We start from the raw sequence: 24851 nt of genomic DNA, 5'->3' as shown, positions 1-24851 counted from the left end.
TCAGTACGCCTCCTCCGGTCCGATCGGACCGCTGAACGCCGAGTAGAGCACGATAAAGTACACCGTGACCAGCGGCAACAACAGCGCCGCACCGAGCGACATCAGATTCAGCGGCAGCGTCGAGACGATCGCATCGCGAACCGTCACTCCGGTCGCAGGGTCGATTGCGGGGTACATCACGACAGCGACGACCGTAACCAGTCCGTAGGTGAGCCCGGCGGCCGCGCCGAGCGCGAGCAGATTTGCGTCCCGGCGGAGGGCGAGGACGTAGCCGACAGCGAGGCCGATCGATGCGACCACCAGCCCGACGACGGGAAGCGTCAGCAGCATCTCCACCCCGTTCGGCAGTCGGATCGAAAGCACGGCGAGCGTCGCCACCACCGCGAGGAGGTAGCCACCGGCCGCAAAGACGCCGTACCGGACGATCCTGTCGGGAAGCCGCTGTTCGGTCTTGAGCCGGAGGAACGCGGCACCGGAGACGACGGTCAGAAGCGTAACGGTCGTCCCGACCACAACTCCGACAAGCGTGAACGAGCGGGCGCTCCCGGCGAGCCAGTTGCCGGCGAAGGCGCCGAGCAGAAACGGGGCGAGGACGCTCCCGGCGACGAACAGCCGCCCCCACCAGCGCTGCCACGCCGGATCGTGGCGCTGTTCGTACATCTCGGGAGCGAGGCCGCGCATAATGAGCGCCCCCAGAATCCCGAACATCAGGAGGTAGTGACGGCTGAACAGGTCGGCGTACACCGAGGGAAAGGAGGCGAACAGCGCGCCGCCGAAGACCACGAGCCACACCTCGTTGCCGTCCCAGAACGGGCCGATCGCCGACAGCACCGTCTCGCGTTCCGACTCGTCGTCGAGTGTCGCGAATATCGCGCCGGCCCCGAAGTCGAAGCCGTCGAGGAACAGGAACGTGCCGAGCATCGCAAACAAAAGCGCGAACCAGAGTTCCGGCAACGGCAGGCCGAAAAGCGGTCCGTCCCCGAGCGCAGCGAGACTAGTCATCGTCACTCACCCCCACAGACGGCGTTTCCGGCGTCGGGCGCTGCTTTTGCCGTGACAGTTCACGCGGTGGCCCGCTCCGGATGATCCGCGCGACGACGTAGGTGTACAGCGCGAGGAGGCCGAGATACACGGTCGCGAAGCCGGCGAGCGTGAGCGTCGCCTCGGTGCCGGTCAGCCCCGACGAGACGCCGTCGCTCGTCCGCATCACCCCCTGGATGATCCACGGCTGCCGGCCGACCTCCGTGACGATCCACCCGAGTTCGGTGGCGAGGATTCCCAAAAGCGACGACGCCATCAGCGCCTTGTGCAGGAGGTCGTCCTCGAACAGTTCTCCTGAGTACCACCGGTAGCCACCCCAGAACGCGAGCAGGATGAACCAGAAGCCCAGGCCGACCATCGCTCGGAAGGCCCAGAACACGATCGCGACCGGCGGTGCCTCGGTCTCGAAGGAGTTCAACCCGCGTATCTCCGCGGTGGGATCGCCGCCGCTTGCGAGCCACGACGCGCCGCCGGGGATCCCGATCCCGAACAGTTCCTTGGCTCTCGGATCCGTGATGTCGTCGAGGTTTGTCGGCACCGCGATGATGTACTCGGGGACGTACGAGTCGGTCTCCCAGACAGCCTCCATCGCGGCGAACTTCTGCGGTTGGGTCTCAGCGACGTGCCGGCCGTACATATCGCCGTGGAGCACCTGCAGCGGCGCTGTGATGAGAAGCGCGACGAGAGCGATTTTGAGCGTCGTCTCCCAGAAGTCGATGTCCTCGATCTGGTACCCCCAGACGTGATGCCGAAAGACGTAGTACGCCGCGACACCGGCCATAAACAGCGCGACCGACTCGACCGCCGCGTTCTGCATATGGACGAACATATACCCGAAGCGCGGGTTGAAATACGCCGCCAGCGGATCGACGAGACGGACGACCATCTGCCCGTTCTCGGTGACGAGTTCGTAGCCGCGGGGAGTCTGCATCCACGAGTTGGCGATGAGGATCCAGACGGCCGACAGCCACGTTCCCAGCCCGACGGCGACCGCGGAGATCATATAGAGCGTGTCGCCGACCTTCTCACGGCCGAACACGAAGACGCCCAGGAACGTCGCCTCCAGCATAAACGCCATCATCCCCTCGACGGCGAGCGGCCCGCCGAACAGTTCGCCCGCTGTTGTCGAGAACGCCGCGAAGTTGGTGCCGAACTCGAACTCGAGGACGATACCGGTGACCGTCCCGACGACGAACGAAACCGCGAAAATCCTGGTCCAGAAACGACGCAACTGTTCGTATATCGGCTCGCCAGTTCGGATCTCTTTCCACGTGAAATAGACAATGAAGGGTGCCAAGCCCATACTCATCACCGGAAAGATGATGTGAACAATCGTGGTGAGGGCGAACTGGAGCCGACTTGCGATGACTGGGTCGATCATTGTTGGGTCGGGTGACGGCACTCGTGCTGACAGTCGCACGTACGGGGCAAACGGAGTTAACCGCCACTTTGTCGTGAGACAACCCCACTGTTGTGCATCGATTTCAGCTGAGAACTACCCACTGTGCTCGTCACCCCGGACCGGCGGAAGGATTCACCTCGGCGGGAGTGTCTCGTCCGTCCGCTGCCAGTGCTCGCCGCCGGAGTTGGGGGGACTTGTCGCACGACAAATTCACAATTATTGATTCATATCCCGAACTCCGGGGTGATGTCGGAAACTGAACCGGACGCCGATGTGACAGTCAACGCGGTCGGATCGTCCTGTCCCGGGCCGCTGATGGATCTTATCGGAAAAGTGAAATCGGTCGACGCCGGGACAGTGATCCGACTACAAAGCTCGAACGAACGGACGCAGGACGACCTCGCCGAGTGGGCCGACGAATCGGGGAACGAACTCCTTCAGGTCGTCGATCGGGGCGACCACTGGGATCTCTACGTGGAAGTACAATGAGCGAACGTATTCTCATCGTCGGCGGCGGCACGGCGGGATCCGTGCTGGCGAACAACCTGAGCGACCGCCTCGCGAGCGAAATCGACGCCGGCGAGGTCGAGGTCACGCTCGTCAACGACACCGAAGACCACGTCTACAAGCCGACGTGGCTGTACGTCCCGTTCGGCGAGAAGACGCCAGCGGACGCGCGCCGTCCGCTGTCCGACCTCATCGACCGACGCGTCGACCTCGAGATCGACCGGGTGACGGCCGTCGACACCGACGCGAAACGCGTATCACTCGAGAACAAAACCGAGGAACTGGCGTACGACCATCTCGTCCTCGCGATGGGGACAAGCGTCTCCCCGGAGGAGACCCCCGGACTCGCCGAGGGCGGACACCACTTCTACAATCCGGAGGGTGCAACGGCGCTGCGCGAGGAACTGGCGTCGTTCACCGAGGGCCACCTCGTCCTCTCGGTCATCGGCGTTCCCCACATGTGTCCGGTCGCGCCGCTGGAGTTCGTCCTGATCGCCGACGACTGGTTCCGTGAACGTGGCCTCCGCGACGACGTCGAGATCACGTACACCTATCCCATCGGGCGCGCACACGGCATCGAGTCGGTCGCCGAGTGGTCCGGGCCCCTGATGGAGGACCGCGACATCAACGTCGAGACGTTCTTCAACCCCGAGGAGGTCGATCCGGACGAGGGCGTCCTGCACACGGTCGAGGGACGCAGCCTCGAGTACGACACGCTCGTGGCGATTCCGCCCCACGAGGGCAGCGATCTCGTCCGGGAGGCGGGACTCGGCGAGGACGGCTGGGTCGACGTCGATCCCCATACGCTCGAAGCCACGAACGCCGAGGACGTCTACGCACTCGGTGACGTCGCCGATCTCCCGACCAGCAAGGCGGGCAGCGCTGCCCACTACGCTGCCGGAGCGCTCGCGAAACGGCTGGCCAGCGTCGCTCGTGGCGAGCAGCCGACGACCCGCTACGACGGCAAGACCGTCTGCTTCATCGAGAGCGGGCGGGACGAGGGCACCTACATCTCGTTCGATTACGACGAGGAGCCGGTTCCCAAAGAGCCCTCGCGGCTGCTTCACTGGTCGAAACTCGGCTACAATCAGTCGTACTGGCTCACCGCCAGGGGTGTCTTATGAGTACGCCCGCAGAGAGCGACAGCGAGACGACGGTTCCACCTGAGGTCGAGCGAGCCATCGCGGAGAACCCCGAGGCCGTCGCGTCGCTGCTCGAGCGGTCGGGACAGCTCGGGGGACTCCTCGATGCCCTCGCACTCGTCGAGGACGGGCTCGACGACGAGATGATCGAACGACTCACGGGCGACGTGACCACGCTCGGGATGGCCGCATCGGAGCTTGCGGAGCCCGAAACCGCGAGACTGACAGCGTCTGTCGGACAGCACGGCGACGAACTGGCGACGACCGTCGAACGCCTGGCCGCGCTCGAACGAACCGGGACGCTCGACCGGCTGTTCGAACTCGCGGACGCGCTCGCCCTCGTGACCGACGCTGCCGACGACGAGATGATCGAGACGCTCACCGAGACCGGCACGGCGCTCGGGGAGGTCGCGGACACCGCCGCCGACGACGAGGTGCGGACAACCCTGACCCAGCTGCTTGCCGGCATCGGACAGGCAGACACGGACGCAGCCGAGCCGGTCGGGGCGGTCGGGCTCCTGCGTGCACTCCGCGATCCGGAAGTGAAAGCGGGGATGGGCTATCTCGTCGCCCTCGCACGCGGCGTCGGAAACGAGACGATCGAGGGCAGTGGCGGATGAGCCATCCAGAGGGCGATTCTGCGTCGCACCGTTCGAACAGTACGAGACAGCGGATCCACGAGACAGATGACAACAACCACTTCTTCGAGCGCTGAACCGGACGTTCTGGTCCTCGGGGCGGGTGCCGGGGGGACGATGACGGCGAACATCCTCCGGCGTCGTCTCGACGCAAACATCACGGTCGTCGACAAATCGCGGACGCATCACTACCAGCCGTCGTACTATCTGGTCCCGTTCGACTATCTCGACGTGGCCGACCAGACGCGCGACGCCCGGGACCTGCTCCACGACGAGGTCTCCTTCGTCGAAGACACCGTGACAGGCGTCGATCCGGCGACACAGACCGTCACGGGCGACGCCGGCGACTACGAGTACGACATCCTCGTCGTCGCTGCCGGCAACAGCCGACGGCCGGACGCCGTCTCCGGGATGGAAGAAGGCTGGAACCGAACCGACAGCGTCTATCCGTTCTATCACGCCTCGGCGGCCGAGGCACTCGGCGACGCAGTCGACACCTTCGACGGCGGTACCTTCCTCGTTACCGTCCCGGACACGCCGATCAAGTGCGGTGGCGCCCCGCTGAAACTCTCGATGCTGATGGAGGAGTACCTCCGGAAGCGCGGAATCAGAGACGACGCGGAGATCGTGATGACCAAGCCGGGATCGGAGGTGTTCGGCACGGGTCCGAAGGCACCGTACCAGGAGCGGGTCCAGGAGATCTGGGCCGACAGAGACATCACCTTCGTTCCGGAGTTCACCGTCGCAGAGGTCGACTACGAGAACCAAGTGGTCCACTCCGCGGAAGGCGAACAACTGTCGTACGACCTCTACGCCCCGGTCCCGCCGCAGTACGGTCACGAGTTCCTCGTCGAAGGGTCGCCGTTGACCGACGGCGGCGAGTACGTCTCCGTCGACAATCACACCTTACAGCACGAGACGCACCCGGAGATCTTCGCCGTCGGCGACTGTGCTGACGTCCCGACGTCGCGGACGGCCTCGGCGGCCCGCAAGCAGTCACACGTCGTGGCGGAGAACGTCGAAGCGTTCCTCGAAGACCGGCGGTTGAACGACGGCTACGACGGCTACACGGCCTGTCCGATCCTCACCGAGAAGGGGAAGGCGATGATCGCCGAGTTCGACTACGAGGAGTCGATCTCGGCGCCCGTCGTGAGCCGGCTGAACTGGATCCTCGACGTGAACGTCATCCCCTCGCTGTACTGGAACGTCTGGATGCGCGGTTACGACCCGGTGCCCTGACGATGAGCGATACGTCCGACACGATCGGCGATGCGGTATCGACAGGCGAAACAGCCGAGATGGAGCGACTGGTCGCCCGCGTCGAGGCCAACGCCGACGACCTGGCGGAGCTGTTGGACTTGCTAGCCGCGATCCAGGGGTTGCGCGAGGATCTCACACCGGAGCTTCGATCCGCGGCCGCGGAGAACCGCGAACCGCTGGCCGATCTCAGGGCGTCCCTCGAACGGGAGGAGACGCTGGTGTTGCTCAAGCGCGTCGGGGAAAACGCCGACGCGCTCGCTGACCTCCTCGATTTGCTCTCGGTCGCGAGAGACCTCTCGGCGGACCTCGCTCCGGAACTGCGATCGGTCGCCGTCGAGCAGCGCGGCGAGATCGAGGCCCTTCGAGTTGCTTTCGAGCGGGAGGAGACCCTCACCCTGTTGCGCCGCCTCGGCCACAACACCGATACGTTCCTCGACCTGCTGGCTGTACTCGAGGTGACGAGCGAAACCATCGGTGACCTCGCGCCGGAGAGCGACGAGGAACTCGCGGCTCTCCGGGGCGATATCGAGCAGTTGGCGGGCGCGTTCGATCGGAGCGAGACCGTCGATACGCTGACGCGAGTCGGCGAGAATATGGAGACGCTCCACGGGCTGGCCGCCCTGCTCGAAGGGTTCGGTGACGCCGCCGATCGGAGTGTGGCCGACTACTACGAACTCGGCCAAAAACTCGGGGAGGCGGCGGACGCCGCGGAACGGGTGTCTGATCCGAAGGTGCTCGGAGCCGTCGAAGCGGGCGCGAGCGCGGTTACCGACGAGGGTGCGGGCGATCGAAAGGTCGGGATGCTGGGACTTCTATCCGCGCTCAGGGACGACGACGTCCAGCGGACGCTCGGAACCGTCGTCGAGGCCGCAGAACGGGTGGGCAAGCAGCGGCGTCCTTCGACTGACGGGTGACGTGTTAGGGCGCCGCTGACAGCGCGGCGGCGAGCCCCTCGGCCCACGACAGGAGATCCTCGTCGGCGCCGAACCGCGCGACACACTGCACGCCGAGCGGGAGCCCCTCGTCAGTCTTCCCCGCCGGCAGCGATACGGCCGGGAGTCCCGCGTGCGTCCACGGGAGGTTCATCACCGGATCGCCCGTGTCGTCGATGCCCGACGGCGCGGGACCCGGAGCCGCGGGGGCGAGCCAGACGTCGACAGCGCGGTCGTCCATCCGATTCTCCAGCGCGTCGCGGAGATCGTGTCGGCTGCGTCGGGCGCGGGCGACCGCTCGAACGGTCGTCTCCCGTCCGCGTTCGACGAGGTCACGGGTCGACGCTGCGTATCGATCGGCGTACTCGGAGAACCACATCTCGTGGGCGAGCGCCATCTCGCCGGCGACGAGGTCGGTGTGACGCTCGTTGAGGGCGGCGATATCGTCCAGTACACTCACGCGCTCGACGTCGTAGCCGGCCGCCGAAAGCCGGTCGACGTGCGCCGCAAACGCCTGCCGCCCTGGTTCGTCGGCCTGTTCGAGATACGGGCCTTCGGGAACGCCGAGGGTCGGCCGCTCGGGAGGCGTCGGGAGCGCGCGCCAGTCGTCGTAGAGCACGCCGGCCGCAATCCGCGCCCCCGCGACGCCCTGCGTGAAGTAGCCGACCGTGTCGACCGACTGCGCGGCCGGGATGACGCCATCCGCGGGGACCCGTCCGTAGCTCGGCTTGACGCCGACGACGCCGCAGTACGCCGCCGGCCGGATGACGGAACCGATGGTCTGGGTCCCGAGCGCGAGCGGACAGAGCCCGGCGGCGACCGCGGCGGCCGACCCGCTGCTTGACCCGCCGGGCGTATGCCCGGTGTCGTGGGGGTTCCGCGTCGGCCCGGGATCGAAGTACGCGAACTCCGCGGTCACTGTCTTCCCGAGCACGATCGCCCCGGCGTCGACGAGCCGCGACACGGCTGTCGCCTGCGGGCCCGAGAGCACGTCCGGGGGCAGGTCGGAGCCCGCGCGGGTCTCGAAGCCGTCGACGTGGAAGATGTCTTTTACCCCCACCGGGATGCCGTACAGCGGCGGCCGAGTCGCCGGCCGGGAGTTCGCTTCCGCGAGTTCGTTCGCACGCTCGCGGGCACGCGCCCACCGGTCGGGCCCTTCACTCTCCGAAAGGAACGCGTGGATCTCGGTGTCGACCGTTCCAGCGCGGCCCTGTAGCGTCTCGACGTACGCGGCCGGATCCGTGTGCCCGCGGCGCAGGTCGGCGGCGACCGCCGCGAGTGACTCGTCGTGAAGCACGAACGGAGCGTGGACCGCCACTGGCTTGATACTGACTGCTTCCGTCCGCTCGGGAAGGCCGCAGTCGAGGAGTCGCAGGGAGAAGAGATCCGGCTACAGCCGCTCGGCCGCCTTCGCCTGCTCGGTCCGTCGGGTCGCCTGCTCGACGCGGTTGCGTGCCGCGTTCGTGAGGGGATCGGGGAGGTCCTCGCTTGCCGCCTCGATCCGTTCGACGACGGTTTCGAGGCCGTTCGCGACGGCGCCGAGCTGACGGTCCGCGCGCTGTCCGTTGCCGTTTCGGGCGTTCTCGGCCGCGCGCTCGGCTGCCGTGACGATCGCATCGAGTGCCCGAACCAGCCCCCGAAGGGCGTTTTCGCCGCCCTCGAGTGTCGCCTCCTGATCGTCATCGTCGTCATCGTCGTCGACCAGTTCGGCCGTCTGGTCGCGAGTCTCGGCGGCGATCGACGCCAGGAACGACGAGAGCGACGCTTTCCCCGTGTCGGGACGGTCGATGCGGACCGACGGTGGGGTTTCCGTGTCGCCGTCGCTTTCGGCATCGGGATCGGGGTTCACCCGAAACGCGCCGATTTCGCCCTCGGTATCCCGTACCTCGGTCGTGTACGCGCCGCCGCGGTGGACGTACACGGCGTCGGGACCGTCGAGGGGGGCGTCGTACAGCCGCCCGGCGAAGTCGTCCTCCACCGCGAGATCCGAGAGATCCGCGTCGGTCCCCTCGGCGTCGACTTCGAGTTTTTGGGCGTTCTCCCGCGCGACGAGCGGAATCTCGGTATCGACGCCGGCAGTCGTGATGCGCTGGGCGGGATCCGATCCGTCGTTCGTCGACTGCTCGCTGCCGGATGTCGCGGTCGCGTCCGTCGCAGCCGTGTCCGTCGCGCTCGTCGTTGCTGTCGCGGTGTCGGTCTCGCTTGCTGTCGCCGTGTCGTCGCTCCCGCTTGCTGTCGCCGTGTCGTCGCTTCCCCCGCCGACTGTCAGCCGTTGGCTGTGGGGTGCCTGCCCGGCGGCGTTGACGGTGAGTCGGTGTTCTCCCTCGGGGACGTCGCGGGCGACGGCGACGCCGCCGAACGTCGGCACCATCGCGGGTTCGCTTTCGAGAAGTGCGATGGCCTCGACGGTTCCCGCCTGGGTCGTCAGTCCCTCCCCGTCGGGTGCATCGTCGGTTTCGATGGCCTCCGTGATTCGCGTCACGACGGTGTTGATGGCTGCTGCGTCACCGATGGCGTCGTACCGGTTCGAAAGCTCTCGGCGGTGGTTCGGGTCGGTGATGTCCGCGGCGGGGTTCTCGACGCGGGGCTGGTCCCACGGCGCCCCGGTCGTCGTGATGTGCCCCGCGACGGCGTCTTCGGCGAACTGCGGGACGGCGAACTCGAAGCTGAGTTGCGGCCCCGTGTAATCCGTGATGTGCTGGACCTCACTCGCCGGGAGGAGTTCGTAGTCGTAGCTGGTCGCCTCTTCGTCGGCGACAGCGTCCTCGGCGGCCGGTTCCGCCCGCTCGGCGTGCCGGAGGACTATCCCGGTCGAGCGCTCGGGGAGGTCCGTCGGCGGCGACGTGAGCGCCTCGAAGGAGCGGATCGTCAGTTCCTCGTCCACCAGCGACTCGCTGTCGACGTTCGGCAGCCGGTCGTGTTCGTACACCGGCGCGCCCTCGTACTCCGGAACGACGAACGGGAGTCGGCCGCCCTCGTCGCGCGGGAGCCCGTACGCCAGCGGCAGCTCCGAAAGCGCTTCGAGGCTCTCGATTGCGGAGTTCGTGATGTCGGCGGCGAGATCCCCGCCCGCCAGCCGCTGGAACCGGTCGGGTTCGTCGTTGACCGACAGCGCACTGGAGTGAGAGCCGAGCTCCGAGAGGATCCGCGGGACCATCTCGGGCTCGGGGTCGAGAAACTCGTTGTTGGGTATCTTCCGCGAGTGCGAGCTGGCGACGTAGAGCTGCGGACGGTCGGTCTCGGTGTCGACGTAGACGTGTAGCACCTCCCAGTCGTGCCAGTGGAAGTTCGCGGTGAACTGATCGAACGCCGAGTACATCCAGAACTGCACGACGACGAGCGGAGACTCGTCGTACTCGACGGCCCGATAGAACACCGCCGGGTCCGGCGGCTCCCCCATCTCGGCGTACCGCTCGTGGTATCCGTCGAGGGCATCGAAGCCGTCGACGATCGACTCGCCGTCGACCTCGCTTGCGTACGGACGCGGGTCCGTCGGCAGCCACGGCTCGGCCTGGTCGAAGTACAGCGTGGGGGCAAATCGGATCGCCAGCTCCTTGGCCGTCTCGTCGGCGACTTCGGTCGTCTCGCTGTCTTCCCCCCGTTCAGTGGCCGAACAGCCGGCGAGGGAGCCGACCCCGGCGCCCGCGATGGCGGACAGCAGCGTCCGTCGGTCGATGTCGAAACCTGAGCCCGCAACAGTGGCGGAGCCAGGGGTGGCGCCGGAGCCGGGAACAGCGTCGGAGCCGGAGCCCGCAACAGCGTCGGAGTCGGAGCCGGGAACAGCGTCGGAGTCTGAACCGGCGCTGCCCCCAGTCGGATCTGTCACGTATTGAGCCTCATTTGAAGGCCTCCCGGAGGAACACGAGCGCCGCGCCGAGCATCGCCAGGTTGCCGAAAAAGGCCAGCCGCTCGCCGCTCGCCGAGCCCTCCTCGGCGTTCCAGAAGTCGTGCATCGTCGGCGTCACCGCCGCCAGGAACGTGACGACGGCGCCGGTCGCGATCCGCGGGAACCGCCACAGGGCGACACCCAAACCGCCGACGAGCATCATTCCCGAGGCGAACGGCGCCGCGAGGTCCGGCATCGGAACGCCGGCGGATTCGGCGTACTCGACGGTGTCTTCCATGTCGCGGAAATCTTCCGATGCCTGCAGCGCGAGGCCCAGGCCGAACAGCAGCCGGCCGAGCCGGGACGAGGCCCGGCGGCCGCCAGCGTCGGTGCTCTCGGTGTCTTCAGCCATACCCCTGTTCACGGACGAGCGCGCATAAGCGTTCTGTCGGGACCGGGCCGACTCCATTCTGACGTGGCAGTCGGTACCGGGGCGATCCCACTCACGGACGTGGCGGTCGGAGCGTCTCCCAGCGGCCTATCCGTCCGCGGACAACGCCGCTGCGGCCGCGTCGACGACCTCCTCGTCGTCGCTCTTCGTACGGGCGGTTTCGAGCGCGTCGCGTCTGTCCTCGATCGCATCGTCGTCGAGCGCCGCGGCGTCGAACGAGGAAAGCAGGTCAATATAGCCCGTCGTCGCCATCGGCTGCAGGCTGACGTTCTCCCAGTCGTCGCCGGACCCGTCGGCCGGTTCGACCGCCCCCCGGAGCGCGTCGGCGACGAGTTCGACGAGCGGCGCCGGCGGGACGTCGACGCGCTCGGGCGCGTCGGCGACGACGGACGCGAGCGCGAGTAGCGACATCGGATCGATCGTGTCAGCGTCGTACCGTTCGACGAGGTCCTCGACGACCGGATCGAGCGCTTCGGGCTTCTCCTTGGCGACCCAAAGCAAGATCGAACCGCGGGAGAGGTCGTTCAGAAACGACTGCGACGCGTCGCCGAGGGTAGTGGAGTACCACTCCGTTTCCGGTCGCTCGGAGAGGCCTCCGGCGACGGACGACAGTGCCGGTTCGACGAGGCTCGGCCGTTCGTCCGCGAGCGACTTGAGCGCGCCCAGCGCGTCGCCGACGACGTCGGGATCGTCAGTATCGAGCAGTTCGATCAGCGACTCGACGTCGGCATCGTCGAGCGCGGTCGGGTCCTCCCGCGCGCGCTCGGCGAGCGTCTCGGCCTGTTCCGCAGGTGTCGGTCCCGAAACCGTCCGGCGAACGCGATCGAACACCGAGTCGTCGTCGGTCATAGCCGCGTCTTTCCTCCCCCGTCAACATCAAATCCCGGGACGGGAACGGCTCCTCTTCGTCGATCCGGGCGAGCGAGTGTGCGCCGTGTCGCTCATAGGGATTATCGTAACTGTTCATAGATTCTCGCCGCCCCGTCCGGCCAGAATTCTATGAGGACTTACGATAATCCCTATCAGACGGTCACACACCGACGTGTAACGAGAAGTCAGTCACGAAACCGTCCACAGTTGGCGGAAGGGTTCGATCGGGAGCGTCCCGGTCGCTGCCGGTGGATTCGAGGTCCGAAACTCGGGTGGTTCCGTTCTACGCAAGGCAGCCGCGAATACAGACAGGCCCACCGACCACCTCACCTCCGTGGATCCTTCGGCGGAAAGTACAGATACACTGCGTTACCCTGCGGCGTTCGTCTCTCGAACGTGATCTCGCCACCGAGTGATTCGACACACCACTTCATCACAAACAGCCCGATGCCGGACCCGTGAGACGTACTCGTGATCTCAGTAGGCGTCGACAGCGCCGCAAGTTCCTCGTCTGGGATGTGAGGATTGGCGTCTCTGATGCAGATCTCGACGCGACCGGTGTTCGGTGAGGGACCGATACGCAGACTGACGGTCGGCGCGTTTTCCTCACTGTGGATGATCGCGTTCTCAACCGCGTGTCTGATCGCGTGAGCGAACGCGTCATCGATATCAATCCACATCTCCTCACGCTCGGTCACAGCCACGTTCGCGGCAGGATAGTTATGCTCGACCTCAGCGACGACTTCCCGTACTGCGGCTGTTGCGTTCCGCCGTACGTGCTGTGTCTCAGTGTTTGCCACTGCCCGCTCTATCTCCTTGACTGACTCCGCGATACTGCCGAGCTTCTCGCCCCGTGTTTGAAGCGTCGTAATCGCGTCTTCCATCGAGCGTGCCCCGTCGGCCGCTGTGATCTGATCCGCGTACCCCGAGATGATAGCTGCCTCGTTTCGCAGATTGTGCCGAAGTATCCGCCAAAATAGCTCCTCCCGGTGGTACGTCTCGTAGTAGTCCGTGATATCGCGCAGCTCCGCGCGGATGGTGTTTTCACCGGGAGATCGGTGTCCAGCGAGGTGTATCTGGACCCAGATGAGTTCCCCGTCGGCGCGTTTGATTCGCCACGTGAACTCCTGGGGCTCTCCGGCACCACTGGCGCGGAGCCGTCTATGGAACTCGGATTGGGAGTACGGGTGAGTGTTCGCAGTATACGCCGCAACGGAGAGGTCGCGAAGTCGCTCGCTCGTGTATCCAAGTATTCGCTCGAACCGCTCGTTGGCGTCCAGAATGGTTCCCTCGTTCGGGTGATACAGCGCGATACCAGTATGCAGTGAGTCGTACTCCGCGGGCAGTTCGGCCCCGTCGTGAGAAGACATATATCAGGTTAGATGACGGAGCCGACTCTTCCTTTCAGTTACTAAGAGCAATATATAGGGCTACGTTCGATCAGTATACGATGTCTGATAGATCCGTTTTACAGATTTGTTCGTTCGAGAGACCTCGACAGGTCGCAAGATCCATTCCGTGAGTGACGAGACCCGACAGCGTATTCCGCCTCGCCCCCACAACCCCGCCTATGCCCATCGAAGTTGGCGACCGGGTCGCCATCGAGTACGTCGGGCGGTTCGAGGACGGCACCGTCTTCGGCACCTCGAAGTACGCCGTCGCCGCCAAACACGACCTCACGGAGGCCGAGGGGCGCAAGGAGAGCGAGTACGAACCGCTCTCGTTCATCGTCGGCGGCGAGGACGTGATCGAGGGACTCGACACGGCCGTCCGCAGGATGGCGGTTGGTGAGACCGCAACGGTGACCGTGCCGCCCGAATCGGCCTACGGTGAGGTTCGCGAGGACCGCATCCGCGAGTACGACCGCGAGACGTTCGAGGGGATGGTCGGCGAACCGCCGAGCGTCGGGCTTCACGTCCACGCGCAGAACGGCCTTCACGGCGACGTCGTCGCCGTCCGGGAGGACACCGTCGAGATCGATTTCAACCACGAACTCGCGGGGCGGACGCTGGTCTTCGAGATCGAGATTGTCGACCGACAGCCCGGCGACGAGTGAGCGACGGCGGACACCCGGGAGACTGATGGCAGGGCCGGCACCGCCACGAGCCTTCAAATAGAAAGCCGCGGCCACGGCCTCCGTGCCGCCACCCGAGGACTCGATTCCGATCGCACAGCTCGCGCGGGCCGCCTACTGCCCGCGGCAACTCCACTACGCCCGGCGCGAGGACGATCACGAGCCGCCGCCGGACGTCACCGCCGCGCGAGAAGTCGCGTTCGAGTACGAACGGCTCCGCACGGCGCGGGACGAGACGCTCCGGGACCGCCCGATCGACGTCGATCCGGAAACGTACCGGTCGAACCTCGCGCGGGTGGCCGAGCGCGACGATTACGACCGCCTCGTCGATCCCGGGATTCGTGAACGGTTCCTCGTCGGCCGCGACTGCCACGGCGTCGCACACAAGATCCTCGAACCGGTCGACGCGGCGGTGTCGGAGGCGTCACCGAACGGAAGCCGGAAATCAGCCAGCGGCGACGGGGCGCCACCCCCGGCGCCGACGCCGACGGTCATCTCGCCCGGTGACCCGCCGCCGCGCGGCGTCTGGGAGCCGCAGCGCGTGCGGGCCGTTGCCGTCGCGAAGGCGCTCGCGTGGGAGCGAGAGCGCCCCGTCCCGCGAGCGCTCGTCGAGTATCCGACACACGGGGTCATTCGCACCGTCCGACTGACGACGCGGAACAAGAGCGCCTACCGCCGGACGCTGTGGACCGTCCGGTCGCTGTCGGGCGTTCCGTCACGGATCGGCGACGAATCGAAGTGCGCCGCCTGCGAGTATCGAGAGCAGTGCGGAACGAAGACGCGCTCGCTCAAGACGATGCTCGGACTGGGGTAGACCCAACGCTCCGCGGCGTCAGCCGTCGTCGACGGTCGGATCGACGCCCGTCTCCTCGGTCAGCCAGGCGACGATCGCGTCGGCCATCGCGCCGCGGCGATGGATCACGTTCCGCTCGGGGTCGACGACCGTGCTCTCCGTGCCGGGGGTTCGGCCGCCGTCGACAACGGCGCCGACGGCCTCGCGGAGCCCCGGATCGAGCGCGGAGACGTCGGTGACGCTCGGCGACCCGCTTCGGTTCGCGCTCGTCGCCGTCACGGGCGTCGGGGCGATCCGATCGAACAGCGCCTGCGCGACCGCGTGGTCGGGAATGCGGACGCCGACCCGGTCGCTGCCGGCGGTGAGGACGTCGGGCAACGACGGCCCGCGCTCGACGACGACCGTCACGGGGCCGGGGAGAAACGCCCGCATAAACCGAAGCGCGCGGTCGGTCGGTCGGGTGTGCCGCTGCGCGACAGCGATGCTCGGGACGCCCGCCGAGAGCGGGTTTCCGCGGTCCCGACCTTTGATCTCGAAGACCCGCTCGACTGCCGCAGGGTCGGTGGCGTCCGCGCCGAGGCCATAGACCGTCTCGGTCGGGTAGACGACGAGCTCACCGTCGTCGATTGCGCGCGCCGCCGCCGTGAGCGCATCCTCCGTAATCGCGTCGAACTCCGCCATCTATCGGATAGTCCGAGATTGACGGTCAAGAGGGCATCGCCTCGGTGTCGCAAGCGACGACCAAGCGGCGGCGGGAAGGAGTCAGCCGGGCCCGTCGCAACCGTGATCAGACGAGGTCGTCGATCGCCGCCGCGAGGTCGTCGTATTCGGGGAACGCGGGCCACTCGGGGGCGACCCACGCGTACTGGACCGTTCGGTCAGCATCGAGCAGGAACGTCGCAGGGCGATGTTCGGTCACGCCGGTCATCCCGTCGAGGTCGTTTTCGACGCCGTACTCGGAAGCGACCTCAGCGGCCGGATCCGAAAAGAGCCGAGCGTCCTCGGCGCGCTCTTCGAGGAGATCCTTGTGCTCGTACGGCGAGGAGACGGAGACGCCGACGACCTGGACGTCCGCGGCGAACCCGCGGTCGTCGATCTCGTTCCAGATGTACGTCGCCGGGAACGCGCCGTCCATCGGGTGGAAGACGAGCAGCGTCGGTCCCGCCTCGGTGACCGTCGAGAGCGCAGTGTCCTCCCAGTACTCCCCGTTCACGAGCGGGCGCGTGAAGTCGGGGGCGACGTCGCCGACCTCGGGATGGTCGGATTCGGGCAGGGCGACGACCTCGAAGTCGACCATTATGCGCCCCCCTCCGCGCCGTAGGTGTGCTCCAGGTACTCGACGATGTTCGCCGATTCGGACATCGTCACGCCCGTGTTCTCGTCGACGATGGCGGGGACGCTCCGCTTGCCGGAGATCCGCTTGACCACGTTCCGCTCGGAGTGCATCGGCTCGACGAAGCGGGACTGATACGGCAGGTCGAGTTCGTTCAGGACGCGAACGACGCGCTCGCAAAACGGGCACGCCTGGAGCCGGTACAACGTGATCGAAGGTTCGGAACCGCTCATAGCGGCTATACGAGCGACATACCCCTAAGCGCTTCGTCCACGTCGTCGACTTCCCGCAGTCACCGGATGCCCGAGACACCCCTGGCCTGGGGCGTGTGGACGGGAAACCGCCACCGGCGCGGGTGATCGCGCCGCAGACCGCCGACGTGAGAGTAACTCTTAATTCCGGGGCCGGACAAGGTGCCGTCGCTCTATGGGTTTGTCTCCGCTACTCGTCGCTTTCGAGGTGCAGGGCCGCTGGGATATCGAGGCCGAGAACGCTGCCGCGGCGGTCATCGAACCGGCGGCCACCGGCGCGACAGCAGTCGCGCCCGTACTCCAGGCTGTCCCGATCAACGACACCACAGTGACGATCGCGGGGGCGATCGCGGTCCTGCTTCTCATCGGCTTCTCGGCCTTCTTCTCCTCTTCGGAGATCGCGATGTTCTCGCTTGCGAAACACCGAATCGACTCGCTCGTCGAGGACAACGTCCCGCGGGCGGAGATCGTCAGCGAACTCAAATCCAACCCCCATCGCCTCCTGATCACGATCCTCGTCGGGAACAACATCGTCAACATCGCGATGACGGCGATCGCGACGGCGATAATCGGTATCTACGCCGACCCCGGGACGGCCGTGTTGGTCTCGACGTTCGGGATCACGACGCTCGTGTTGCTCTTCGGCGAGAGCGCGCCGAAGTCCTACGCCGTCGAGAACACCGAGTCGTGGGCGCTCCGCATCGCCCGGCCGCTGAAGTACGCCGAGTACGCGCTCCTGCCGCTCGTCGTCGTCTTCGATTACCTGACCCGCGTCATCAACAAGGTGACCGGCGGCCGGTCGGCGATCGAGACCTCCTACATCACCCGCGACGAGATCCAGGGACTGATCGAGACGGGCGAACGCGAGGGCGTCATCGAGGAGGAGGAACGCGAGATGCTCGACCGCATCTTCCGCTTCAACCAGACCATCGCCAAGGAGGTGATGACGCCCCGACTCGATATGACGGCCGTCCCGAAGGACGCCACCATCGACGAGGCGATCGAGACCTGTACCCAGTCGGATCACGAACGGGTCCCGGTCTACGACGGCAACCTCGACAACATCATCGGGATCGTCACGATCCGCGATCTCGTCCGGGAGAAGTACTACGGCGAGGGCACGGCGGATCTGATCGACCTCGTCCAGCCGACCCTGCACGTCCCCGAGTCGAAGAACGTCGACGAACTGCTGACCGAGATCCAGGACAACCGCCTGCGGATGGTCATCGTCATCGACGAGTTCGGAACCACCGAAGGCCTCGTCACGCTCGAAGACATGGTCGAGGAGATCGTCGGCGACATCCTCGAAGACGACGAGGAGGAGGCCTTCGAGTTCGTCGACGACCACGAAACGCTCGTCCGCGGCGAGGTGAACATCGACGAAGTCAACGAGGAACTCGGGCTGGATCTCCCGGAGGGCGAGGAGTTCGAGACCCTCGCGGGGTTCATCTTCAATCGCGCCGGCAGACTCGTCGAGGAGGGCGAAGAGATCACCTACGACGGGATCACGATCCGCGTCGAGCAGGTCGACAACACGCGGATTATGAAAGCGCGGATCACGATCCCCGAGATGCTGGATTCCGAGCAGGGAGACGGCGTCGAGGGAGCGGTCTCGGAATCCGCGGAGTCGACGTCGGACGAGTAGCCGACCTCTCGAATCTCCGGCGGATAGCCGAACCCTTACACCGACAGCACGGCGTCGACTGCGAGGAATCCGGCGTAGGCGAGGCCGAATGCCAACGCGAGCGAGCCGACCCACGCGAGGACGGTCTTCAGCATCTTCTCGCGGCTGACCCCGGCACCGCCGGCGGCGTAGCCGCTCCCGATGATCGCGCTCACGATGATCTCGTTGAACGAGACCGGGATGCCGAACGCGACCGCCGCCTGCGCGATGGCGAAGGAGGGGATCATCGCCGCGATCGAGCGCCGCGGTCCGAGCGAGGAGTAGTCCTGTGAGATCGCCTTGATCATCCGCGGGGCGCCGGTCCACGAACCGACAAGCAGGCCGATACCCCCACCGACGAGCAGCGCCGGCAGCGGGACGGCGACCGCATCGAGCAGGGGCACGAGCGGGCCGATCGCGAGGCCGACCTGACTCCCGCCGGCCGAGAAGGCGACGAGCCCGCCCAGCGCGAGGAGGAAGCGCCGCTGCCCGCGCGCCGCGTCGATCTGAATCTCCCGCCGGACGATCGCAAAGGAGGCAACGATGAACAGTCCGGTGACGGCGGCGACGCCGAGATCGACCCCGACGACCGGGAGCACGATCGCCGGCGTCGACGCGGCGCCGACCTCCGCCAGCGAGCGCCCGCCCTCACCGCCGAGCGCGGCGAACCGGATGTTCGCGACGAGCAGACCGATCAGTCCCCCGAGTGCGGGCACGGCGACACGTTCGGGGACGGAGTCGTTCCGGAGAAAGCGCGCCGTCCCGTAGGCGATCCCGCCGCCGACGAACGGCGTGAGCACCCACAGCGCCAGGATCTCCTGGTACTTGGCGATCGCTGGCCCGCCGCCGTTCGCGAGGCCGACGCCGACGACCGCCCCGGTCACGGTGAAGGCAGTCGCGATCGGGTAGCCCGCGAAGACGCCGATCGCGACGAGCGCGGCGGCCACGAGCAGCGCGACCGTCGACGCGGTCGCCGTGAGCACGGAGCCGACGACGAGTTCCGTCCCGACGGCCTCGGTCACGTTCGCCCCCTGGAGGACGGCGCCCGAAAGCCCGAGCACCCCGACGATAAAGCCGGCGCGCATCACCGAGATGGCGTTCGCGCCGACCGCGGGGGCGAAGGGCGTCGAACCCGAAGAGCCCGCACCGATCGACCACGCCATAAACAGGCTCGCGAGCGCGGCGACGACGAGCGTGACGAGGGTACCTGTAGCGACCATCGCCGATTATTTCCCCCGATACCCGTCGTCGAAGCCGTCGCGGAGCCCCGTCAGCGTCCGCCTGACAAAGAGGTACGCGAAGAAGACGAAACCGAGCAAGAAGAGCAAAAGCAGTACCAACGCGGGGTTGCTGGTGACGAAGTCGACGGCGACGTCGATCTGTGCGACCTCGCCGTCGGGAGGGAGTGTCTGCGCCCGGGGCGACAGTGTCGACGGTCGCAGTCGGTCGACGAAACCCGGCTCACGGGGGGGCATAGCCCGGGCTTTCCCCGGCGCGAGTAAAACCGTTTCGCCGTGTCCCTGTGCGGAACGCGTGATTTCGAGGTGGGTTCGTTTCCCGGCGTGGCCGCCGAGGGGGGCTGCGGCTCGGAGAGAAGAAGACTCATCACAGATGCGCGGAAAGTACTTCGAGAAATGGCCGACATTCTGCCCTCCCGGCCAGAGTTGCCTGACGACGAGGACAAGGAGCCGCGAGTCGTCGGGCTCGACAGCGACGAGGTCGACGATCTGCTCGCGGCGATCTCCTCGGAGACCGCCCGCGGGATCCTCGCTGAACTCCACGAGGAGCCAGCCACCCCCTCCGAGATCGCGACGCGGGTCGATACCACAATCCAGAACGCCCAGTATCACCTCGAACGGCTCGAAACCGCCGGACTGATCGAATCCGCCGGCACCGCCTACTCCGAGAAGGGACGGGAGATGACGGTGTATGCACCGTCCGATCGCGCGCTCGTCGTCGTCGCCGGGGACGAAAGCGACACGAGCGGCCTCCAGTCGGCGCTGACACAGTTACTCGGCGGACTCGGCGCCGTCGCCCTCGGGAGCGTCATCGTCGACCGCCTGGTTCGACGGGGTACCGGACCGACGCTGTCTGCGGGAGGCGGCGACGGAGGTGCCGGCGGCGCCGGCGGCGACGCGGCGGACGTCGATGGCGCGACGAACGCCACCGCCGAGCCGACAGCGACGGAGACGCCGATCGAGGAGGATGCGGCGACCCCGACGGAGACGCCGAGCGACGGCGGCGAGGTCGGCGTCGCGGAGGTGACCGAGACGCCCACCCCGGAGGCGACGCCGACAGAGACGCCGATGGGAACCGTCGCGGACGCGGTGGAGACGACCGTCGAGACGACGCGGACGGTCACAGAGAGTGGGGGCGGGGCTGGACCGGTGGACGCTGTCGCCTCGGCGGTTGCCGGACTCCCGCCCGGCGTGCTGTTCTTCCTCGGCGGCGTCGTCGCCCTCGCGTTCGTCACGCTCGTCTGGCGGCAGTAGCGCCCGGTTCGGGGGGGAGCTATCGCGCTCGCGCCCCGGCAAACGCCGTGGCTGAAACGGCAGTTTGAGTCAACGTCGCCTATATTATCTCCGGGGCCACATTCCAGCGTGCAGGGTCGTCGTCGCTTCGGCTCTCCACCCGGATTGCCTCCCTTTCCGGGGTGCAACAAGGCCAGCGTTTGCAAATCCACACTCACACGATCGCTCGATAGCGTGCGATCGGACGGGAGAGCGGTTACAAACGCGCCTACACTCCCCCTCGATGGTCGCGGCGGACATCCCCATCCCCCTTGCCCCCAGGGGGTGTCCGGACGCGACCGGCCGACCGGCGACGGCCCGACTCTCCCCGCTTTTTTACTCCCCCTCTCCGACGACGAACGACTCGAAGGTTTCGCCGTCGACGGTCACGAGTCGCCCTTCGAGGCTACCGCCCGGCCGTTCCTCGAACTCCGCGTGTGCCGCACGGTAGCCGCGGGGCTGGGCGTGGCTCCCGGGGTTGACGAGGACGACCTCCCCCGTGGCGTCGTACGTCGGGCGGTGGCTGTGCCCGAAGAGGACGACGTCGGCGTCGCGCTCCCGGCCGAAAAGGGAGAGCGCCGTCGGGCCGCTCCGCCGCGTGTGGGTCATCGCGAACGTGAGGCCGGCGAACGTGAAGGTGCGCGCCGCCGGAAGCCGCTCGCGGATCGCGGCGTCGTCGTTGTTGCCGGTGACGGCGAACAGCCGGGACGCCTCGCGCTGGAAGTCGTCCAGGACGGATTCGCGCATAAAATCGCCCGCGTGAGCGACGACGTCGGCCTCGCGGACGGCCGTCAGCGTGCGACCGGAGAGGCGATGGGAGTCGGTGCTGTGGGTGTCGGAGACGACGGTGAGCATTGCGTATGGCTACGAGAGCGACCGACAAGAACCGTCCGCCCCACGCTGGGGGAAGGGGGCGGTGAAAACCACTTTACCGCCGTCGACAGTGTAGCACGTATGGCCGGAAGCAAAGGCGTCGTCCTCGCTGCCCTCTTCGCGAACGGCGCCATCGCGATCCTGAAGTTCGGCGGATTCCTCCTCACCGGCAGCCCCTCGATGCTGTCGGAGACGTACCACTCCATCTCCGACACCGGCAACCAGGTGTTTCTCCTCGTGGGCATCCGCTACAGCGAGAAAGAGCGGAGCCGCGAACACCCGTTCGGCTACGGCAAGGCGCAGTTCTTCTACTCCTTTCTCGTCGCCGTCCTCCTCTTCGGGATCGCCGGCTGGGAGTCGGTGAAACACGGCTACGACGCCGTCTTCCACGGCGGCCACGCCCTCCCCGGGACACTCTCTTTCGCCGGCGCGACGTTTCCCTCCTGGTACGTCAACATCGTCGTCCTCCTCGGGGCGATCGGCTTCGAGAGCTACGCCTTAGCGAAGGCGAACGCGGAGGTCCGACGGCAGATCGACAAGTACGGCTGGAGCGGCCTCCGCGAGGCGTTCCGGAAGATGAGCGACGTGACAACGCTGACGGCGTTCACCGAGGACGCGATCGCGCTCCTGGGTGCGGGGATCGCGCTCGTCGGCATCCTCCTCTCGAAGGCGACCGGCAACGAGGTCTACGACGCCATCGCTGCGGTGCTCATCGGACTGCTGCTGATGGGCTTTGCACTGGCGCTCGCCTGGGAGAACAAGCGGCTGCTCCTCGGCGAGAGTCTCGCGTCCGACGTCGAGGGGGATCTCAGGGACGCCGTCCGGGAGACGCCCCGCGTCGTCCACGTCGAGACCTTCCGGACGGTGTTCGTCGGCCCCGAGAACGTGCTCGTCACCGCCGACGTGAGTTTCGACCCGGAGGTGGAGACAGCGGAGATCGACGATCTGATCGGCGAGATCGAAACGCGACTACGGGACGTCGACGACCGGGTGTCGGACGTCTTCATCGAGCCCGAGGTGTAGGCCGCCCGTGGCTGACGGCTGAGGTGTCGCTCGCTCGCGGCTAACGGCTAAGGTGTCGCTCGCTCGCGGCTAACGGCTAAGGTGTCGCTAGCCCGCGGCTGTTACCGGATCGGGGATCATCGTCTGGTTGACGAACCGCGGCGCGCTATTCGCGCAGTTCCCCGACCGCCGCGGTGACCCGCTCGATCGCCGCCTCGATGTCCGCGCGGTCGACGTCCAGATGCGTGCAGAACCGCGTGAGCGTCGGCCCGTGGGCGCCGCCGCGGACACCGTAGTCCTCGCAGGTAGCGACGAATTCCTCGGCGTCGACGCCGAGGGCGTCGGTGTGAACCTGGACGATGTTCGTGTCCGGTTCGGGGGCGCGGAGGCCGTCGATCGCATCGAGGCCGGCCGCGAGTCGAGCCGCGTTGTCGTGGTCCGTCGAGAGCCGTTCGACGTTCTCCAGGGCCAGCAGGCCGGGAGCGGCGATCATTCCGGCCTGTCGCATCCCGCCGCCGAAGAGTTTCCGGACGCGGCGGGCGGCGGCCACGAACTCGGCGTCGCCAGCGAGAATCGACCCGACGGGCGCACCGAGCCCCTTCGAGAGACAGAACAGGACCGAATCGACGTCGCGGACCATCCGTTCCGGCGCGACGTCGAGCGCGACGCAGGCGTTGAACAGCCGCGCACCGTCGAGGTGCACCGGGATGTCGCGGTCGTGGGCAGCCGCCGCGGCCGCAGAGATCGACTCGGGCGGCACCGCGACGCCACCGCGAGCGTTGTGCGTGTTTTCGAGCGTCAACAGTCCAGTCCCGGGACGATGGAGGCTCTCTTCGACGTACGCGGCCGCGACGTCCTCGGGTGTGGGGACGCCGTCGGCGGTGTCGACGGTCCGGGGTTGTACCTCCGAAAGCTGCGCCAGCCCGCCGAGCTCCCACCGGTAGATGTGGGACTCCCGATCGAGGATCACCTCCTGGCCGCGCTCGGTGTGGACGCGCGCGGCGATCTGGTTTCCCATCGTCCCCGTCGGGACGTACAGCGCGTCCTCGGTGCCGACGCGATCGGCCGCAGCGGCTTCGAGATCGTTCACCGTCGGATCCTCGCCGTAGACGTCGTCGCCGACGTCGGCGTCGGCCGCGGCCGCACGCATCGCCTCGGAGGGGCGCGTCACCGTATCGCTCCGTAGGTCGATCGCCATACTGGCACGTCGGCGGCGAGAACGAAATACCCCCGGATCAAAACGCGGTCGAAACAGGACGGCGGCGAGGGATTAAAAAAGCACTCCGGCGGATCGCCTACCCGAGGAGGAACTTCGCGAGCTTCGAGTTGCCGATGTCGAGTTGCTCGATGTAGGCGTCGAGGCCGAGGACCCGACCCGCGCCGAGCGTCGCCAGGGTGACGAACAGCAGCAGCCCCATCAGGTCGCCGTTGACCAGGCCGTGGGCCCAGTCGGCGTTCCCCAGGTAGAAGAACGTCATCAGGACGACGCCGAAGAACGACGCCAGCCTGACGAGCGCTCCAACGACGAGCCCGAGGCCGATGAGGAACTCGCCGGCCGGGATCGCGAGGTTCGTGAACTCCATCAGCCACGGCGTGCTTGCGACCGTCGCAAAGAGGCCGTGGATCGGGCTCGCGGTCGTCCCCTGCAGCAGATAGCCGCTCGCGTCGAACGGTTCGCCGGCGACGAAGCTGAATTTGGTGAAGCCGGCGTGAAGGAACCAGTAGCCGGTGATCACGCGCAGGACAGCGAGCCAGTAGCCCGCGAGTGTTCCCCCGAGATCGAAGTCGAGGACGTCACCGAGAGTCGTCTCTGTCGCGGCGGTTCGGGTCGTTTCGGTTGTTGTGCTCATCGTGGTTCACCTTACAGATGTCCACTCGCGCGACGGAGTGATATAACGGAGAGACGGTTCCCGAAGCTCCGGAAATCGAGAGAAACAGTGTCTATCTCGCCAGGTCTACCGTCGCACAAGCCGGGTTCCGGCCGTACGGAGTCGATCCGCTGGCCCGTGAAGGACTGCGTCGTCTGCGTCGGCAGCGGCCACGCCCCGCAGTTCCTCGCGGGCGTATTCGATCGACTTTCCGCCGGCCGTGCGGGCGTGTCCGATCGCGGCCGAGGCGTGGTCGGCGGCCGCACCGGTCTCCGCGAGTGCACCCTCCGCAGCCGTCTTCGCTTCGTCCCGCGCGGTCGGGGCTCGGGCCCGCCGGGTCCGAACTGCCGCGACGCCGATTCCGAGTCCAACTGCAGCCGCCAGTCCCGCATTGCGTTTGTTCACAGCATACGTA

At 66.9% G+C, this 24851-nt stretch carries 26 protein-coding genes; 10 read left to right on the top strand and 16 right to left on the bottom strand.

The genetic code is table 11. The features are described 5' to 3' along the window. Complete coding sequence (locus tag RJT48_RS03375) at window positions 1-1002, bottom strand: cytochrome d ubiquinol oxidase subunit II (protein WP_311170809.1); 1002 nt, start codon at window positions 1000-1002, stop codon at window positions 1-3. Then, window positions 995-2422, bottom strand: coding sequence for a cytochrome ubiquinol oxidase subunit I (locus RJT48_RS03370; RefSeq protein WP_311170808.1), 1428 nt, complete (start codon window positions 2420-2422; stop codon window positions 995-997). Before RJT48_RS03370 ends, RJT48_RS03375 begins: the two co-directional genes overlap by 8 nt. A 267-nt stretch (window positions 2423-2689) precedes the next feature. On the opposite strand from RJT48_RS03370, the gene RJT48_RS03365 reads away from it, so the two are divergent. From RJT48_RS03365 to RJT48_RS03345, 5 genes are all read left to right on the top strand, one after another. Next, window positions 2690-2932 (top strand): sulfurtransferase TusA family protein, encoded by a 243-nt coding sequence (locus RJT48_RS03365; protein WP_311170807.1) that lies wholly within the window; start codon window positions 2690-2692, stop codon window positions 2930-2932. Next, window positions 2929-4074, top strand: a complete 1146-nt coding sequence (locus RJT48_RS03360; protein WP_311170806.1) for an NAD(P)/FAD-dependent oxidoreductase — start codon at window positions 2929-2931, stop codon at window positions 4072-4074. The genes RJT48_RS03365 and RJT48_RS03360 overlap by 4 nt, the downstream gene beginning before the upstream one ends. Beyond that, complete coding sequence (locus RJT48_RS03355) at window positions 4071-4712, top strand: helical membrane plugin domain-containing protein (protein WP_311170805.1); 642 nt, start codon at window positions 4071-4073, stop codon at window positions 4710-4712. The genes RJT48_RS03360 and RJT48_RS03355 overlap by 4 nt, the downstream gene beginning before the upstream one ends. Before the next feature lie 66 nt (window positions 4713-4778). Then, the gene (locus tag RJT48_RS03350) at window positions 4779-5969 is read left to right on the top strand and encodes an NAD(P)/FAD-dependent oxidoreductase (protein ID WP_311170804.1); all 1191 of its coding nucleotides are present in this window, start codon (window positions 4779-4781) and stop codon (window positions 5967-5969) included. 2 nt (window positions 5970-5971) lie between these two features. Continuing rightward, on the top strand, window positions 5972-6904 hold the full coding sequence (locus RJT48_RS03345; RefSeq protein WP_311170803.1) for a DUF1641 domain-containing protein: 933 nt from the start codon (window positions 5972-5974) through the stop codon (window positions 6902-6904). Window positions 6905-6908: 4 nt separating this feature from the next. On the opposite strand, the gene RJT48_RS03340 is transcribed toward RJT48_RS03345, so the two are convergent. The 5 genes from RJT48_RS03340 to RJT48_RS03320 all read right to left on the bottom strand — a co-directional run bounded on the left by RJT48_RS03340 (window position 6909) and on the right by RJT48_RS03320 (window position 13439). Continuing rightward, the gene (locus RJT48_RS03340; RefSeq protein WP_311170802.1) at window positions 6909-8219 is read right to left on the bottom strand and encodes an amidase; all 1311 of its coding nucleotides are present in this window, start codon (window positions 8217-8219) and stop codon (window positions 6909-6911) included. Between the two features lie 93 nt (window positions 8220-8312). After that, a complete protein-coding gene (locus tag RJT48_RS03335) occupies window positions 8313-10598 on the bottom strand; it encodes a hypothetical protein (protein ID WP_311170852.1) in 2286 nt (761 codons plus the stop codon). Window positions 10599-10758: 160 nt separating this feature from the next. After that, a complete protein-coding gene (locus tag RJT48_RS03330) occupies window positions 10759-11160 on the bottom strand; it encodes a DoxX family protein (protein ID WP_311170801.1) in 402 nt (133 codons plus the stop codon). Window positions 11161-11286: 126 nt separating this feature from the next. Then, a complete protein-coding gene (locus RJT48_RS03325; RefSeq protein WP_311170800.1) occupies window positions 11287-12048 on the bottom strand; it encodes a hypothetical protein in 762 nt (253 codons plus the stop codon). Between the two features lie 347 nt (window positions 12049-12395). After that, on the bottom strand, window positions 12396-13439 hold the full coding sequence (locus RJT48_RS03320; RefSeq protein WP_311170799.1) for a PAS domain-containing sensor histidine kinase: 1044 nt from the start codon (window positions 13437-13439) through the stop codon (window positions 12396-12398). Window positions 13440-13639: 200 nt separating this feature from the next. On the opposite strand from RJT48_RS03320, the gene RJT48_RS03315 reads away from it, so the two are divergent. Continuing rightward, entirely contained in the window at window positions 13640-14125 is a 486-nt protein-coding gene (locus tag RJT48_RS03315; protein WP_311170798.1) for an FKBP-type peptidyl-prolyl cis-trans isomerase, read from the top strand. 82 nt (window positions 14126-14207) lie between these two features. After that, entirely contained in the window at window positions 14208-14957 is a 750-nt protein-coding gene (locus RJT48_RS03310) for a CRISPR-associated protein Cas4 (protein ID WP_311170797.1), read from the top strand. An 18-nt stretch (window positions 14958-14975) separates the two neighbouring features. Here the strand turns inward: RJT48_RS03310 and RJT48_RS03305 are convergent, their stop codons facing one another. The 3 genes from RJT48_RS03305 to RJT48_RS03295 form a co-directional block, all read right to left on the bottom strand. After that, entirely contained in the window at window positions 14976-15617 is a 642-nt protein-coding gene (locus tag RJT48_RS03305; protein WP_311170796.1) for an L-threonylcarbamoyladenylate synthase, read from the bottom strand. Between the two features lie 106 nt (window positions 15618-15723). Next, window positions 15724-16233 (bottom strand): redoxin domain-containing protein, encoded by a 510-nt coding sequence (locus RJT48_RS03300; protein WP_311170795.1) that lies wholly within the window; start codon window positions 16231-16233, stop codon window positions 15724-15726. Then, entirely contained in the window at window positions 16233-16502 is a 270-nt protein-coding gene (locus tag RJT48_RS03295; RefSeq protein WP_311170794.1) for a glutathione S-transferase N-terminal domain-containing protein, read from the bottom strand. The genes RJT48_RS03300 and RJT48_RS03295 overlap by 1 nt, the downstream gene beginning before the upstream one ends. Window positions 16503-16695: 193 nt before the next feature. On the opposite strand from RJT48_RS03295, the gene RJT48_RS03290 reads away from it, so the two are divergent. Continuing rightward, window positions 16696-18165, top strand: a complete 1470-nt coding sequence (locus tag RJT48_RS03290; RefSeq protein WP_311170793.1) for a hemolysin family protein — start codon at window positions 16696-16698, stop codon at window positions 18163-18165. A gap of 35 nt (window positions 18166-18200) precedes the next feature. Here RJT48_RS03290 and RJT48_RS03285 read toward each other — a convergent pair whose 3' ends face one another. Next, window positions 18201-19403 carry an inorganic phosphate transporter gene (locus RJT48_RS03285; RefSeq protein ID WP_311170792.1) on the bottom strand — a complete coding sequence of 401 codons (1203 nt, stop codon included), beginning with the start codon at window positions 19401-19403 and terminating at the stop codon, window positions 18201-18203. 6 nt (window positions 19404-19409) lie between these two features. Continuing rightward, on the bottom strand, window positions 19410-19658 hold the full coding sequence (locus RJT48_RS03280; protein WP_311170854.1) for a DUF7859 family protein: 249 nt from the start codon (window positions 19656-19658) through the stop codon (window positions 19410-19412). Window positions 19659-19817: 159 nt separating this feature from the next. Here RJT48_RS03280 and RJT48_RS03275 point away from each other — a divergent pair, with 159 nt between their 5' ends. Then, complete coding sequence (locus RJT48_RS03275) at window positions 19818-20675, top strand: ArsR/SmtB family transcription factor (RefSeq protein ID WP_311170791.1); 858 nt, start codon at window positions 19818-19820, stop codon at window positions 20673-20675. Between the two features lie 354 nt (window positions 20676-21029). On the opposite strand, the gene RJT48_RS03270 is transcribed toward RJT48_RS03275, so the two are convergent. Further along, entirely contained in the window at window positions 21030-21548 is a 519-nt protein-coding gene (locus RJT48_RS03270) for a metallophosphoesterase (RefSeq protein WP_311170790.1), read from the bottom strand. A gap of 99 nt (window positions 21549-21647) precedes the next feature. Between RJT48_RS03270 and RJT48_RS03265 the strand changes: the two genes are divergently transcribed. Further along, window positions 21648-22589, top strand: a complete 942-nt coding sequence (locus RJT48_RS03265; protein WP_311170789.1) for a cation diffusion facilitator family transporter — start codon at window positions 21648-21650, stop codon at window positions 22587-22589. 145 nt (window positions 22590-22734) lie between these two features. Here RJT48_RS03265 and RJT48_RS03260 read toward each other — a convergent pair whose 3' ends face one another. The 3 genes from RJT48_RS03260 to RJT48_RS03250 all read right to left on the bottom strand — a co-directional run bounded on the left by RJT48_RS03260 (window position 22735) and on the right by RJT48_RS03250 (window position 24841). Continuing rightward, a complete protein-coding gene (locus RJT48_RS03260) occupies window positions 22735-23766 on the bottom strand; it encodes a threonine aldolase family protein (protein ID WP_311170788.1) in 1032 nt (343 codons plus the stop codon). A 97-nt stretch (window positions 23767-23863) separates the two neighbouring features. Beyond that, window positions 23864-24418: a DoxX family membrane protein gene (locus RJT48_RS03255; protein ID WP_311170787.1), complete on the bottom strand. Its 555-nt coding sequence runs from the start codon at window positions 24416-24418 to the stop codon at window positions 23864-23866. A 105-nt stretch (window positions 24419-24523) separates the two neighbouring features. Further along, entirely contained in the window at window positions 24524-24841 is a 318-nt protein-coding gene (locus RJT48_RS03250) for a hypothetical protein (RefSeq protein ID WP_311170786.1), read from the bottom strand. Between the last annotated feature and the right edge of the window lie 10 nt (window positions 24842-24851).

The organism is Halobellus ordinarius (assembly GCF_031823395.1).
Lineage (GTDB): Archaea > Halobacteriota > Halobacteria > Halobacteriales > Haloferacaceae > Haloquadratum > Haloquadratum ordinarius.
The sequence above is the reverse complement of the archived record's forward strand: the minus strand, read 5'-3'. Positions and strand labels throughout refer to the sequence as shown.

Excerpts from the sequence above, each read along its gene's own strand:
- RJT48_RS03365 (WP_311170807.1), top strand. The coding sequence starts at position 2,690 with ATGTCGGAAACTGAACCGGACGCCGATGTGACAGTCAACGCGGTCGGA.
- RJT48_RS03275 (WP_311170791.1), top strand. The coding sequence starts at position 19,818 with ATGGCCGACATTCTGCCCTCCCGGCCAGAGTTGCCTGACGACGAGGAC.
- RJT48_RS03355 (WP_311170805.1), top strand. The coding sequence starts at position 4,071 with ATGAGTACGCCCGCAGAGAGCGACAGCGAGACGACGGTTCCACCTGAG.
- RJT48_RS03265 (WP_311170789.1), top strand. The coding sequence starts at position 21,648 with ATGGCCGGAAGCAAAGGCGTCGTCCTCGCTGCCCTCTTCGCGAACGGC.
- RJT48_RS03370 (WP_311170808.1), bottom strand. The coding sequence starts at position 2,422 with ATGATCGACCCAGTCATCGCAAGTCGGCTCCAGTTCGCCCTCACCACG.
- RJT48_RS03350 (WP_311170804.1), top strand. The coding sequence starts at position 4,779 with ATGACAACAACCACTTCTTCGAGCGCTGAACCGGACGTTCTGGTCCTC.
- RJT48_RS03320 (WP_311170799.1), bottom strand. The coding sequence starts at position 13,439 with ATGTCTTCTCACGACGGGGCCGAACTGCCCGCGGAGTACGACTCACTG.
- RJT48_RS03270 (WP_311170790.1), bottom strand. The coding sequence starts at position 21,548 with ATGCTCACCGTCGTCTCCGACACCCACAGCACCGACTCCCATCGCCTC.
- RJT48_RS03375 (WP_311170809.1), bottom strand. The coding sequence starts at position 1,002 with ATGACTAGTCTCGCTGCGCTCGGGGACGGACCGCTTTTCGGCCTGCCG.
- RJT48_RS03280 (WP_311170854.1), bottom strand. The coding sequence starts at position 19,658 with ATGCCCCCCCGTGAGCCGGGTTTCGTCGACCGACTGCGACCGTCGACA.
- RJT48_RS03305 (WP_311170796.1), bottom strand. The coding sequence starts at position 15,617 with ATGGCGGAGTTCGACGCGATTACGGAGGATGCGCTCACGGCGGCGGCG.
- RJT48_RS03290 (WP_311170793.1), top strand. The coding sequence starts at position 16,696 with ATGGGTTTGTCTCCGCTACTCGTCGCTTTCGAGGTGCAGGGCCGCTGG.
- RJT48_RS03295 (WP_311170794.1), bottom strand. The coding sequence starts at position 16,502 with ATGAGCGGTTCCGAACCTTCGATCACGTTGTACCGGCTCCAGGCGTGC.
- RJT48_RS03360 (WP_311170806.1), top strand. The coding sequence starts at position 2,929 with ATGAGCGAACGTATTCTCATCGTCGGCGGCGGCACGGCGGGATCCGTG.
- RJT48_RS03285 (WP_311170792.1), bottom strand. The coding sequence starts at position 19,403 with ATGGTCGCTACAGGTACCCTCGTCACGCTCGTCGTCGCCGCGCTCGCG.
- RJT48_RS03260 (WP_311170788.1), bottom strand. The coding sequence starts at position 23,766 with ATGGCGATCGACCTACGGAGCGATACGGTGACGCGCCCCTCCGAGGCG.
- RJT48_RS03300 (WP_311170795.1), bottom strand. The coding sequence starts at position 16,233 with ATGGTCGACTTCGAGGTCGTCGCCCTGCCCGAATCCGACCATCCCGAG.
- RJT48_RS03315 (WP_311170798.1), top strand. The coding sequence starts at position 13,640 with ATGCCCATCGAAGTTGGCGACCGGGTCGCCATCGAGTACGTCGGGCGG.
- RJT48_RS03345 (WP_311170803.1), top strand. The coding sequence starts at position 5,972 with ATGAGCGATACGTCCGACACGATCGGCGATGCGGTATCGACAGGCGAA.
- RJT48_RS03330 (WP_311170801.1), bottom strand. The coding sequence starts at position 11,160 with ATGGCTGAAGACACCGAGAGCACCGACGCTGGCGGCCGCCGGGCCTCG.
- RJT48_RS03325 (WP_311170800.1), bottom strand. The coding sequence starts at position 12,048 with ATGACCGACGACGACTCGGTGTTCGATCGCGTTCGCCGGACGGTTTCG.
- RJT48_RS03255 (WP_311170787.1), bottom strand. The coding sequence starts at position 24,418 with ATGAGCACAACAACCGAAACGACCCGAACCGCCGCGACAGAGACGACT.